General features: G+C 64.8%; 10 protein-coding genes. 8 read left to right on the forward strand and 2 right to left on the reverse strand.

Annotated elements, in window-relative coordinates; all coding sequences use genetic code 11:
- Positions 1–10: 10 nt before the first annotated feature.
- On the reverse strand, positions 11–1,186 hold the full coding sequence (locus ACFVWT_RS00825) for an acetylesterase (protein WP_390244367.1): 1,176 nt from the start codon (positions 1,184–1,186) through the stop codon (positions 11–13).
- A 405-nt stretch (positions 1,187–1,591) separates the two neighbouring features.
- Between ACFVWT_RS00825 and ACFVWT_RS00830 the strand changes: the two genes are divergently transcribed.
- The 3 genes from ACFVWT_RS00830 (at position 1,592) to ACFVWT_RS00840 (ending at position 5,047) form a co-directional block, all read left to right on the forward strand.
- Positions 1,592–2,536 (forward strand): carbohydrate ABC transporter permease, encoded by a 945-nt coding sequence (locus ACFVWT_RS00830; RefSeq protein WP_043483689.1) that lies wholly within the window; start codon positions 1,592–1,594, stop codon positions 2,534–2,536.
- Positions 2,526–3,470 carry a carbohydrate ABC transporter permease gene (locus ACFVWT_RS00835; protein ID WP_390244369.1) on the forward strand — a complete coding sequence of 315 codons (945 nt, stop codon included), beginning with the start codon at positions 2,526–2,528 and terminating at the stop codon, positions 3,468–3,470. The genes ACFVWT_RS00830 and ACFVWT_RS00835 overlap by 11 nt, the downstream gene beginning before the upstream one ends.
- Before the next feature lie 215 nt (positions 3,471–3,685).
- Positions 3,686–5,047, forward strand: coding sequence for an ABC transporter substrate-binding protein (locus ACFVWT_RS00840; RefSeq protein ID WP_390244371.1), 1,362 nt, complete (start codon positions 3,686–3,688; stop codon positions 5,045–5,047).
- Positions 5,048–5,191: 144 nt separating this feature from the next.
- On the opposite strand, the gene ACFVWT_RS00845 is transcribed toward ACFVWT_RS00840, so the two are convergent.
- Complete coding sequence (locus ACFVWT_RS00845) at positions 5,192–7,225, reverse strand: beta-galactosidase (RefSeq protein ID WP_390244373.1); 2,034 nt, start codon at positions 7,223–7,225, stop codon at positions 5,192–5,194.
- A 183-nt stretch (positions 7,226–7,408) separates the two neighbouring features.
- Here ACFVWT_RS00845 and ACFVWT_RS00850 point away from each other — a divergent pair, with 183 nt between their 5' ends.
- From ACFVWT_RS00850 to ACFVWT_RS00870, 5 genes are read left to right on the forward strand one after another with little or no spacing between them, the layout of a single operon-like run.
- Positions 7,409–8,692 carry an ABC transporter substrate-binding protein gene (locus ACFVWT_RS00850; protein WP_390244375.1) on the forward strand — a complete coding sequence of 428 codons (1,284 nt, stop codon included), beginning with the start codon at positions 7,409–7,411 and terminating at the stop codon, positions 8,690–8,692.
- A 29-nt stretch (positions 8,693–8,721) separates the two neighbouring features.
- Positions 8,722–9,675, forward strand: coding sequence for a carbohydrate ABC transporter permease (locus ACFVWT_RS00855; protein WP_390244377.1), 954 nt, complete (start codon positions 8,722–8,724; stop codon positions 9,673–9,675).
- On the forward strand, positions 9,672–10,601 hold the full coding sequence (locus ACFVWT_RS00860; protein WP_390244379.1) for a carbohydrate ABC transporter permease: 930 nt from the start codon (positions 9,672–9,674) through the stop codon (positions 10,599–10,601). The genes ACFVWT_RS00855 and ACFVWT_RS00860 overlap by 4 nt, the downstream gene beginning before the upstream one ends.
- Before the next feature lie 6 nt (positions 10,602–10,607).
- The gene (locus tag ACFVWT_RS00865) at positions 10,608–11,234 is read left to right on the forward strand and encodes a Poxvirus protein I5 (RefSeq protein ID WP_390244381.1); all 627 of its coding nucleotides are present in this window, start codon (positions 10,608–10,610) and stop codon (positions 11,232–11,234) included.
- Between the two features lie 60 nt (positions 11,235–11,294).
- Positions 11,295–12,566, forward strand: a complete 1,272-nt coding sequence (locus ACFVWT_RS00870) for an MFS transporter (protein WP_390244383.1) — start codon at positions 11,295–11,297, stop codon at positions 12,564–12,566.
- Positions 12,567–12,570: the final 4 nt, after the last annotated feature.

The raw sequence follows: 12,570 nt of genomic DNA on the forward strand, positions 1-12,570 counted from the left end.
GAAGTGGTCCTCAAAGGCTAAGGGGTTGAAAGGTGGGACGGTTCTGTGGCCGCTGGCCCCCGGTGCCCAGGCCTGCCGACAGGAAACTGATCGCTTCCTGCTGCATCCGGGCAGTGAAGACGTGGCCGCCGGGCCAGAAACTGCCGGTGTAGGCGCCCGTGGAATGAAGTGACTTCAGCTTGTTGTGGGCGTCCCGCATGCCGGCCTCGGGGAAGAGCGGGTCCGCGAGGGCGTACTGGACCAGGAAGCTACCGGCGCCGGACCGGGTGGTGAGTTCCGGCCAGTCACCGAGCTTCCACAGCCCAGGGGTCTGCAAAAGCCAGGAATGCGCGTCCAGGTAGGCGGGCAGAAGGGATTGGAAGGTGGTCATCATGCAGGTCACCACGTAGGTCCGGATCCGGGGGCTCAGGGCGGCCAATATCAGCGACCGGCCGCCGCCGCCGGAGAATCCGAGGCAGCCCAGCCGGTCCCGGTCGATGCCAGGCAGGCCGGCGAGCACTTCCAGGGCGGCGAGGTCGTCGTGCGCCACCATTCCGGCCAGGCTGGTGCCAAGCAGTCCGGATGCCTTGGCCACCGTATCCTCGTGGAAGCCGGCGGCGGCATTGTAGAGGTCCGCTTCGGAAGGCTCGACGCCGTCCTCCCGCCATTGGGCTTTGCGTGCGTCCACAGCGGAGGCTGTCCGCCACGGCGGATCCGCCAGGTCGAAGCGGCGGCTGCCCCAGGCGAACCCGTCATGTGCCAGGACCGCGAAGCCCCGCCGCGCCACGTCCGTCGCCAGCGCGTGACCGTCATAGTGGCCCACTCGGGCCGCCGCGGCGGACGGATGGGTGTGGGGAAGTTCCACGAGCCGGTCCGCCCCGCCGAACTTGTTTCCGCCGTGGCAATGCAGGGCAAGAACGCCCGGCAGGGGCTCGACGCTTCCGGCCGGGCGCACCAGCCAGCCGGTAGTCCGGGGGCCGAAGCCCAACTGCCAGCTCAGCCGGGAGGTGGTGACGCCGTCGTGCGTGTCCTCCCCGTGGACCTGCAGGTCCTCCGGCGCGGATGGAACCGGCACGCCGAGGGCGTCCGAGAGTTCCTGCGCCGCGGGGCCGGAAGCCTGGTAACGAGGACGCTGCCGGACCCAATCGGGCCAGTCCTCATAACCGGGGATGGCACTGGGCCGGACCGGCTGGATGGTTTCGTTCACGGACCTGCCTACTGTTCAGGGGAGGTGCTGTCCCGGAGGACAGGCGATGAGGTGGGGTTGGCAGCCTCGAAGTGCTGCGCGGGATGGCTGACCCGCGTAACAGAAAGCGTTTTCTTAAAAACTAACAAAGGGCTATACAGGAGTCAAGAAAACGTTTACTTTGGTACAAAGCCGCTGTTGTTCAGCACCGTCGAAAGGCGCCGGAAGAGGCCGTTGCGGGAGATCCTGCAGGACGGCCGGATCGGCCACGAAGGCGGTGCATACACTGATCGCGCAGACGATCACCAAGACGTGGAGGGCCACGATGACCAAAGGAGACCACATGGCCGCTAAACACATCCCCAGGGCGACGCGCCCGGCAGGCATGCCGGCAGCGGGCCCGCTGTGCCGGACGGAGTTGACGCAGTGAGCGCCATTAGCGAACTCAGCTCGATCTCCCGCCGCAAGGGCAAAGCCACCGCTGAGGAGAAGAAGGCCAACGGCCGCGACAACAAGGCCGCATATATCTTCCTGCTGCCATGGCTGGTGGGGCTCGTCGCCATCACCATCGGCCCCATGCTGATGTCCCTGTACCTGTCCTTCACGGACTACAACCTGCTCCAGCCGCCGGAATGGACCGGCCTGGACAACTTCACCCGCATGCTCAGCGACGCCCGGCTGCACAATTCGCTGCGGGTGACGTTCACCTACGTCTTCGTTGGCGTACCGCTCCAGCTGGCGGTCGCGCTGTTGATCGCCCTGGTTCTTGATAAAGGCCTGCGCGGGCTGCCGTTCTATCGTTCGGTGTTCTACCTGCCCTCCCTGCTGGGCGGCTCAGTCGCTGTTGCCATCCTGTGGAAGCAGATCTTCGGCACCACAGGCCTGGTGAACCAGGTCCTGGCCATGTTTGGCATCCAGGGGCCCGGCTGGATCTCGGATCCCAGCACGGCCCTGGGCTCGATCATCCTGCTGCACGTCTGGACGTTCGGCGCTCCCATGATCATCTTCCTGGCCGGCCTGCGCCAGATCCCGGTCATGTACTACGAAGCAGCCAAGGTCGACGGAGCGAGTACCCTGCAGCAGTTCCGGCGGATCACCATGCCGATGCTCAGCCCCATCATCTTCTTCAACCTCGTGCTCCAGATCATCGGCTCGTTCCAGTCATTCACCCAGGCGTTCATCGTCTCCGGCGGCAATGGCGGACCTTCGGACTCGACCATGTTCTTCACGCTGTACCTCTACCAAAAGGGCTTCGGCCAGTTCGACATGGGCTACGCCTCGGCCATGGCCTGGTTCCTGCTGGTCATCATCGGTGTGTTCACCGCCATCAACTTCATCGCTTCTAAGTATTGGGTTTTCTATGACGACTAAGCTTGAGACGCTGCCCGCACCGGACAAGAAGACGCCCGCTGCCGGCAAGCCTACGAACCGCAAGCCCAGGGTGCGCGAGTCCCGGGGGACGCTGGCGTTCAGCCGTGCGCAGCGCAGCAAGGCGCTGATGAAGCACGCCATCCTGATCGTCGCCGGCGGCCTGATGATCTATCCGCTGCTGTGGATGGTTGTGTCCTCGCTGCGGCCCAACGAACTGATTTTCCGCGAGCCGGGACTGTGGCTGAACAGCCTGGAAATGGGCAACTATACCGATGGCTGGTCTGCACTGACCCATCCGTTCGGCCACTACATGCTCAATTCGGCGATCGTGGTGCTGGGATCCATCCTGGGAAACCTGATCTCCTGCTCCATGGCGGCCTACGCCTTCGCGCGGCTGCAGTTCACCGGCAAGAAGCTGTTCTTCGGCATCATGCTTTTGACCATCATGCTGCCATTCCACGTGATCATCGTTCCGCAGTACATCCTGTTCTCGCAGATCGGCTGGGTGAACACGTTCTGGCCGCTGATCGTGCCCAAGCTCCTGGCGACGGACGCGTTCTTCGTGTTCCTGATGGTGCAGTTCATCCGGGGTATTCCCAAGGAGCTGGATGAGGCCGCAAGGATCGACGGCGCCGGGCACCCCCGCATCTTCCTGCGGGTCATCCTGCCGCTGATGGTGCCGGCCCTTGCCACCACCACCATCTTTACCTTCATTTGGACATGGAACGACTTCTTCGGGGCGCTCATCTACCTGACGGATCCGGACATGTTTACGGTTCCGGTAGCCCTGCGCGCCTTCGTGGACTCGCAGTCCGCCACGAGCTGGGGTTCGCTCTTCGCGATGTCCATCGTATCCCTGCTTCCCGTGTTCCTGGTGTTCCTGTTCGGGCAGCGCTTCCTGATCAAGGGAATCGCGACGACGGGCATCAAATAGGGCCTCCTGGATGACGTCTGCGCGGGGTGGACGGGCGTTCGTCGCCTGTCCACTCCGTCTTGTTGGGCGCCCGTTCAAATCAGCAGGCAGAGCGTCTTGTAATACAAGTAGAGTGCTTATATCATCAGTGATGAGAAAGCGTTTTCTCATCACTTTCCAGACCACTCATTTCGAACTCAATCAGCTTTCAAGATCAACGAAGATCGGAGAACCCAGTGCCGCTATTTTCCCGCCCTGCCTCAGCCGCCAGTCATGGCGCAGCAGAGGCCACATCCGCCCGGGCCGGGCGGAGGCTCCGCCGAACCGGCGCGGTTGCAGCAGCTGCCGCCGTCGTCCTTGCCCTCAGTGCCTGCGGCGGGGGAGCCGCCCCGCAAAGTGCCGACGGCAAGGTTGAACTCCGTTTCTCCTGGTGGGGCGGGGACAAGCGGGCGCAGCTGACACGGGCCGCGATCGCGGCCTTTGAGGCCGAGAACCCGAACATCAAGATCAAGCCGGAGTTTGGCGACTGGAGCGGATACTGGGACAAGCTCGCCACGCAGGTGGCTGCCAACGACGCCCCGGACATCATCCAGATGGACGAAAAGTACATCACGGAGTACTCGAGCCGCGGCGCCCTGCTGGACCTTTCCAAGTACCAGATTGACACCTCGAAGCTTGACGAAGCCGCCCTCAACGCCGGGAAGAGCGAGGATGGGCTGACGGGTATTGCCGCCGGCATCAACGCTGCCACCATCCTGGCCAACCCCGCAGTCTTCAAGGCCGCCGGCGTTGCGCTGCCCGACGACAAGACCTGGACGTGGGATGATTTCGAGCGCATCGCGGCCGAGGTCACCGCGAAGTCGCCGAAGGGTACGTATGGCGCTGCGGCCTACGGCACCGATGAGGCATCGCTCGGCGTATGGCTTCGGCAGAACGGCAAGTCGCTGTACACCAGCGACGGGAAGCTGGGTTTTGAGCCGGGCGACATCGCAGAGTGGTGGGCGTTCCTAAAGGAACTCAGCGAGAAGAAGGCCGTGCCTTCAGCCTCGGAAGTGGTTGAGGCCGAGGCCGCAGCGCTGGACCAGAGCGGCCTGGCGACAGGCAAGAACGGGCTCGCGTTCTGGTGGTCCAACCAGCTTCCCGCGCTGGAGAAGGCCGCCGGCGGAGAGCTCCAGATCCTGCGGTTCCCGTCCAAGACCGGCAGCTCAGCGGACGCCAAGCTCTGGTACAAGGCCTCGCAGTTCTGGTCAGCTTCGTCACGCACCAAGCACCCGGAAGAGACCGCCAAATTCATCAACTTCCTGGCCAACAACACCAAGGCCGGCGAAGCGCTCCTGGCCGATCGCGGCGTTTACCCCAACTCAGATGTCCGGGCAGCAATCGCACCCAAGCTGACCCCCGCCGACATCAAGGTGGTCAAGTTCATCGACCAGATCAAGGGCGAACTCGGCGAGGCCCCGGCACCGCCGCCGAAGGGCGCGGGTGCCATCCAGGAAATCGTCAAGCGCTACACCTCGGAGGTGCTCTTCAACCGGCTGTCCACGGAGGAGGCAGGCAAGAAGGCAGTCGATGAAATGAAGTCAGCCATCAGCAGCTAGCAGGCAGGGCCGAAGAGCCGGAAAATCCTGGGCCTGTCCGCAGATCCTGACCTTTTGGGCCGGGCTCTGCGGACAGGCCTCTGTCATGGTGCGGTGGAGCGTCCGGCGGGGCTGCTTGGGCCTCCCAAGCAGCCCCGTTCCCGGTCAGTCCTCCGCGATCACCGCCACGCCGCCAGCCGGAACCGTGCCGGTGAACCGCTCGCCGGACAGCAGCTCAGCCCCTGCCGCACGGACGCTGGCATCGGCGCGTGTGTGGTTGATGGCGAAGATGAAGCTGGTGCCGTCGCCGGTGCGGCGGCGCGATAATTCGACGCCCTGGTCCGCCTCCGCCACTGCGGAAACTCCCGACTCGGCGAGCAGCCGGTCCACCAGCGCTTCGATGCCGGCCCGGTCCGGAAAGGTTGCCAGGTACCAGGCCGAACCCGCTCCGACGGAGCGCCGCGTCAGGGCCGGAACCCCCTCCAGCGGGTATTCCGTGAACGTCTGCATCGGCTCGGCCCCGGGGGCCCCTGCGGCCCCGGCCACGTGCACATGCTCGCTCCATACCGACCCCACTCCGCCGTCGCTGAGCCTGGCCGTGGCACCGGCCAGCAGGGGGTGGAATTCCTCCACCGTGATGCCAAGCAGGTCCCGGAACGCGCCCGGGTACCCGCCGAGGCGGATGTGGTCCTGTTCGTCCACAATCCCGCTGAAATAGCTGACCAGGACTGTGGCGCCGGCTCGGGCAGCCGAGGCAATGTTCGCGGCAGCGGCGTCGGTGACGTTGTACAGGGTGCACACCAGTACAAGGTCGTAACCCTCCAAGGAGGCGGAAGGGTGCACAAAATCCGTCGAAACCCCGCGCAGGAGCAGGGAGCGGTGGAAGGCGCGCATCAGGTCCAGGTACTTCACGTCCTGGCTGGGGTGGGAATCGAGTTCGCTGGCCCACCAGGCCTCATAGTCGAACACAATGGCCACGCGGGACTCAACGCGCGTTCCCCGCACCGCCGCCAGCTTCTGAAGTGCGGCGCCGAGCCCCACCACCTCCTGGAACACGCGGGTGTCCCGTCCGCCGTGGGGGACCATGGCGGAGTGGAATTTCTCCGAACCGGCGAAGCTCTGCCGCCACTGGAAGAACATCACGGCGTCCGCGCCGCGGGCCACGTGCGCCAGGGAGTTGCGCAGCATCTCGCCGGGCATCTTGGGCTGGTTGCGGGGCTGCCAGTTCACTGCCGACGTCGAATGTTCCATCAGGATCCACGGTTCGCCGCCCGCCACGCCGCGCGTGAGGTCCGCGCTGAACGCGAGTTCGATCTGACGCTCCGGATCGGCGGCCACGAGGTAGTGGTCGTTGGCGATCACGTCCAGGTCCTTCGCCCAGTCGAAGTAGTCCATGGACCTGGTGGCGCTGGAAACCATGAGGTTGGTGGTGGCAGGCACCCCTGGCGTGACTTCGCGCAGCACTTCGAGCAGGGAGCGGTAATAGTCCATCAAAGCCCAGGAGCTGAAGCGCTGGAAGTCCAGCTGCTGCCCCGGATTAAGCGTGGACGGCGCCACCGCGGGCGGCAGGATCTCCTCGAACGAGGCGTAATGCTGGGACCAGAATGCCGTTCCCCAAGCCGCGTTCAGGGCTTCGATGCTCCCGTACCGACGCTCAAGCCAGCGGCGGAAGGCGGCCGCGTCCTCGTCGCCGTAGAACTCCGAAACATGGCAGCCGAGTTCGTTGTCCACGTGCCACAGCGCCAGTGCGGGGTGGTCCTTGTAGCGCTCTGCCAGCACCCGGGTGATGCCGGTCGCGTAGCGCCGGTAAGCGGCCGACGACGGCGTGTAGTGCCGCCGGGAGCCCGGTCCCAGCACGGTTCCGTCAGCGGTGACCGGGAGGATTTCCGGATGCTTGCGCACCAGCCATGCCGGGGGAGCGGCGGTTGCTGTCGCGAGGGCCACCTTGATGCCTGCTGCCGCCAGATTGTCCAGGACGTCGTCCAGCCAGCCAAAGTCGTAGTCGCCTTCTGACGGCTCCAGCAGGCCCCAGGAAAAGATGCCCACGCTGAGGAACGTAACGCCGGCTTCCTGCATGAGTTCCAGATCCTCCAGCCGCGTGCTGACAGGCCATTGCTCGGGGTTGTAGTCGCCCCCGTATCCGATGCCTTCGAGGCTGTCCCACACTGCTGGTGGACGGGAGATTTCCTGGGATGACATGGGACTCCTTTGTCGGTGCTGGTGCACGATCATGGCATGAAAGCAGATGTTTGGAAAACGCTTGCCCAAATGTGGGAATGGGGATATTGTATCGTTTCAGAAAGCACGTGTAAGCCAGGTCACTCGCCCTGTCGAAGAGAATCACAGGGAATCGCGCTTACACAACCGAGCAAGGAGGCTCTCATGATCAGCAGAAGGAATTTCCTCACCACCGTGGCGCTGGGCACCGCATCTGCCGCTGCGCTGGCGGCTTGTGGCTCCCCGGCCCCCGCCCAGACGGGTTCGGCGGCGAACCCGGTCACCATCAACTACACCTGGTGGGGCAACGATGACCGCGCCACCCGCACCCGCAAGGCCATCGCACTCTTCGAGTCCAAGAACCCCGATATCAAGGTCAACGGCAACTTCACCGACTTTGCCGGCTACTGGCAGAAGCGCGCCACTGAAGCTGCCGGTGGCGGCCTGCCGGACGTGATGCAGTGGGACCTCTCCTACCTGCGGGACTACGGGCAGCGGAACCAGCTCCTGGACCTGGGCACCGTGAAGATTGACACCTCGGGCTTCGACAAGTCGCTGCTGCCGTCCGGCCAGATCAAGGGCAAGACCTTCGGCATCCCCACCAGCACCAACGCTTTCGCCGTCTACTACGATCCTGCCAAGCTCAAGACCCTCGGCGTTTCCGAGCCGGACGGCAGCTGGACCTATGCCGAATACAAATCCTGGCTCAAGGAGGTCGGTGCCAAGGGCAACGGCACCATCTTTGGATCCACTGACTTCACCGGTATCTGGTGGCAGTTCAACATCTGGCTCCGCCAGAAGAACATCGAAGCCTTCACCGAGGACGGCAAGCTCGGCTTCAGCAAGGACGACCTCAAGACCTGGTGGAACCTGGCTTCGGACCTGCGCGGCACTCCCGCTATCATCCCCGAGGAGCGCGTCAGCCAGTTGCTGCCGAAATCCCCGTTCGGCTCCAACGTGACTGTTGCGGAAAACACCTGGGACAACTTCATGGCCGGCTACCTCGCGGACAGCGGCGCCAAGGAACTGAAGATCGTCCCCGTTCCCTCCGACGACCCCGACAACCTGGGTCTCTTCCTCAAACCATCCATGCTGATGGTGGCCAGCGCCAAGACCAAGTTCAAGGACGCCTCCGCCCGCTTCATCGACTTCATGATCAACGACCCCGAGGTCGGCCAGATCTTCAAGACCTCCCGCGGTGTCCCTGCCTCGAAGAAGCAGCGCGACGGCACAACGTTCGAAGGCACCGACAAGATCGTGGTGGACTACGAGAAATCCATTGAGAAGTACCTCAAGGACGCCCCCGAGCCGCCCATCGTCGGCTTCGGCACGCTCGAAGCATCGTTCAAGCGGATCAGCTCGGACCTGAACTACGGCAAGCTGACGGTTGACTCGGCGGCCGACGCCTGGTTCAAGGAAGCCGAAGACCTCATCAAGCAGAATTCCTGATCCAGGCATTCGCAACTGACGGAATAGACATGACTCAAAGCCCAACCCTGAACAGGCGTTCGACGTCGTCCACGCCGCCGCTGCCGCGCAAATCGCGGCAGCGGGGTGCGGATGCCCGCGCCGGCTACACCTTCCTGCTGCCGTGGCTGCTGGGATTCATCGCCCTGACCGTGGGCCCGATGATCTCCTCGCTCTACCTGTCCTTCACCAACTACAACCTCTTCGAACCGCCCAAGTGGATCGGGCTGGACAACTACACCACCTTGTTCCAGGACGAACGGTTCCTGCAGTCGGTGGGCGTGACCCTGTCCTATGTGGTCTTCGGCACCCCGCTCAAGCTCGCCGCCGCCCTGGCAGTGGCCATGCTGCTGAACAGCAAGCGCAAGGGGCAGGGCTTCTACCGCTCCGCGTTCTACGCCCCCTCCCTGATCGGTGCGTCCGTCTCCATCGCGATCGTCTGGAAGGCGATGTTCGGCGACTCCGGCCCGGTGGACCAGGGACTGTCCTTCTTCGGCATCAACCTCGGCGGCTGGGTGGGCAACCCGTCCATGACCATGCCCATGATGATTCTTTTGACCGTCTGGCAGTTCGGCGCCCCGATGGTGATCTTCCTCGCCGGCCTCAAGCAGATCCCGGCCGACCTCTACGAAGCCGCCTCGATGGACGGCGCCGGCCCGGTGCGGAAGTTCTTCAACATCACCTGGCCCATGCTCTCCCCGGTGATCTTCTTCAATCTGCTGATGGAAACCATCCACGCGTTCCAGATCTTCGCCTCGGCGTACATCATCTCCAACGGTGAAGGCGGCCCGGCCGGCTCCACCCTCTTCTACACCCTCTACCTCTACCTGCGCGGCTTCTCCGACTTCCGGATGGGCTACGCCTCGGCGATGGCCTGGCTCCTGGTGATCGTGGTCGGCATCATCACGCTCATCTTCTTCAAAACCTCCAAGTCCTGGGTCCACTACAGCGGTGATTCGAAATGACAACCATGGCAACACCCACCCAGCCGAAAGCCGGCGGCACCGCCCCCGCTCCGGCGCCCGAGTACAACCCGAAGTCCGAGTCCGTCGGTGCCAAGCGGGCCAAGAGCCTCATTTTCCACATCGTGGCGCTTGCCCTCACGGCCGTCGTCCTCTACCCGGCCCTCTGGATGGTGGCCTCGTCCTTCAAGCCGAACGCTGAAATCGGCGGCACCAACACCTCCCTGTGGTCCAGCAACTTCAGCTTCGACAACTTCGCCACCGCCATGGAGGGGATCGGCGGGGTGTCCACCCTGCAGTTCTTCACCAACTCCCTGATCCTGGCCATCGGCGCCGTGGTGGGCACCATCCTCTCCGCCAGCGTTTCGGCCTATGCCTTCGCGCGGATCAAATTCCCCGGCCGCAGCGCGCTCTTCGGCATGATGATCGCCACCCTGCTCCTGCCCTTCCACGTGGTGATCATCCCGCAGTACATCATCTTCCAGCAGTTGGGCCTCGTGGACACCTACATCCCGCTGCTCATCGGCAAGTTCCTGGCGGCGGACGCGTTCTTCGTGTTCCTCATGGTCCAGTTCATGCGCAACCTGCCCGCGGAACTGGATGAAGCGGCCCGCATCGACGGCGCCGGCCACGTCCGGATCTTCACCTCCATCATGCTGCCCCTGATGAAACCGGCCCTGATCTCCACCTCGATCTTCTCCTTCATCTGGAGCTGGAACGATTTCCTGGGCCCGCTGCTCTACCTCAACACCCCGGAGAAGTACCCGCTGCCCCTGGCCCTGCGCCTCTTCGTGGACCAGACCCAAAGCTCGGACTACGGAGCCATGATCGCCATGTCCGTCCTGGCCCTCCTCCCGGTCCTGATCTTCTTCCTCGTCTTCCAGCGCTACATCGTCGAAGGCGTCTCCACCCAGGGCCTCAAGGGCTGACAGGATATGAGCACCATGGACAGCACCACACCCGCGTCAGGCCATGACGACCGCATCCCGGTAAACCGCTTTGCCTTGTTTTCCGAGACCCTCCTGGCCGGAGTGCTGGTACTGGTGCTGTCCATTCCGCTGGTCACCATCCCCGCCGCCTATGCCGCCGGCATCGCGCACCTTGAGCGCCATCTCTCCGGCAGGGATGACTCCCTCCGCGCCCTGTGGGGCACGTTCCGCTCGGCGCTGCCGGGCAGTTGGAAGCTGGGAATCACGACGGCGGCAGCCGCCGTCGTGATTGTCCTTAACCTGTTGCTCGCATGGGTGGGGCAGCTTCCGGGCCGGGAACTGGTCCTGCCGGCAACCCTCATCCTCGCTGCCGCCGCAGCCGTCCTGCTCCTCCGCACTGCTGCTGCGTGGTCTGACGCTACGGGCAGCCAGGCTCCACGCAGCGCCTGGACCGCAGCGCTTGAGGCCGCCAGGACTGTTTCGCTCCGCGACTGGACCGGTTCCCTCCTGCTGGCCGCAGCCCTCTTCGCGGGAGTGGTGTTCGTCTGGATGCTGGCAGCCCTGTTCGTTGTGGTTCCCGGGACCCTGATCCTGGCCTCGGCCGCCGTCAAGATGCGCTCGGCGCGCGCGTAGCACCACCAGCGCCCCCACCCCGTCCCAGCAGGTCCACTTCACTACCGAGTTGAGCCAGACGTGTCTTCCGACCGCACCCAGTCCGCTGAGTCCCTCCAAAAACAAGCATCAGAACGGCCGCTTCGCTGGTACCACCCCCTGGCGCAGCGCAACTACCGGCTCTTCATTGCCATTCAGCTCGCGGGAAGCACCGGGGTCTGGATGCAGCGCCTCGCCCAGGACTGGCTGGTCCTGCAACTGACGGGCAGCCCCGCTGCGGTGGGCGTGGCCGTGGCGCTCCAATTCCTGCCCATGCTGGTGGTGGGACCGCTCAGCGGCATCCTGGTGGACCTGTTCCCGAAGCGCCGCATCCTGCTGATCTGTCAGTCCATCACCGCGCTGCTGGCCCTGGCCCTCGCGGTCCTGGACGCCGGCGGCGGCATCACCGTCTGGGCCGTGTACGCGTGCTGCGTGGCCCTGGGCATCACGTCCGCGGTCGACGGTCCGGCCCGCCAGGTGTTCGTGAACGAGGTGGTGGGCGACGCAGCACTGCGTCCCGCGATCGGGCTGAACAACGCGATCGGCCAGCTCGGCGCGATGGCGGGGCCAGCCCTTGGCGGCCTGCTGATCGCCAAGGCGGGTTCCGCTGCCGCCTTCGCCGCGAACGCCGTGGTGTGCCTGGCAGTGATTGGCCTGATCGTGGCGATCCGGACGTCCCGGCTCTACCCCGGCCCGCCGCCTCTCCGGGGCCGCGGGCAGGTCCTCGCGGGCTTCCATTACGTCCGCCGCAGGCCGTCCCTCCTGCTGGTGATGCTGCTGGCCGGGCTCCTTGGCGCGTTCGGCATGAACGGGCCGGTGGTACTGGCGGCGTTCGCCGAAGATGTCTGGCACAGCGGTGCCGCGGGCTTCGGCATCTTCAACACGTTCAGCGCCGCCGGAGCCCTTGCAGGCGCGCTGCTGGCGGCACGGCTCCGGACCCTGGGCCGGCGGGGGATCGTGGTGAGTGCCGGGCTGTTCGGGCTGACCCAGCTCGTGGCCGCGCTCATGCCCAGTCAGGAACTGTTCGTGGCCATGCTGGTGCTGGTGGGCATCATGACGCTGCTCTTCCTGACCAGTGCGGCCACTACCGTCCAGCTGGAGGCCGGCGCGGACGTCCGCGGGCGAGTCCTGGCGCTCTACCTGCCGCTGCTGCTGGGCGGCCACGCCCTCGGCGGGCTGCTGGCCGGCTGGCTCACGGAGGAGTTCGGTGTGCGCTCCGGCCTCGTGGTGACGGGAGCCCTCGGAATGCTGTCCGCCGCCGTCATCGGACTGCTGCTGTGGCTGAACGCCCGACGGCGGCCCGCGGCTGCCTGAGGTC

Source organism: Arthrobacter sp. NPDC058288, from assembly GCF_042880995.1.
Taxonomy (GTDB): domain Bacteria; phylum Actinomycetota; class Actinomycetes; order Actinomycetales; family Micrococcaceae; genus Arthrobacter.

Coding starts and splice junctions, on each gene's coding strand:
- ACFVWT_RS00835 (WP_390244369.1), top strand. CDS start 2,526: ATGACGACTAAGCTTGAGACGCTGCCCGCACCGGACAAGAAGACGCCC.
- ACFVWT_RS00845 (WP_390244373.1), bottom strand. CDS start 7,225: ATGTCATCCCAGGAAATCTCCCGTCCACCAGCAGTGTGGGACAGCCTC.
- ACFVWT_RS00850 (WP_390244375.1), top strand. CDS start 7,409: ATGATCAGCAGAAGGAATTTCCTCACCACCGTGGCGCTGGGCACCGCA.
- ACFVWT_RS00855 (WP_390244377.1), top strand. CDS start 8,722: ATGACTCAAAGCCCAACCCTGAACAGGCGTTCGACGTCGTCCACGCCG.
- ACFVWT_RS00860 (WP_390244379.1), top strand. CDS start 9,672: ATGACAACCATGGCAACACCCACCCAGCCGAAAGCCGGCGGCACCGCC.
- ACFVWT_RS00865 (WP_390244381.1), top strand. CDS start 10,608: ATGAGCACCATGGACAGCACCACACCCGCGTCAGGCCATGACGACCGC.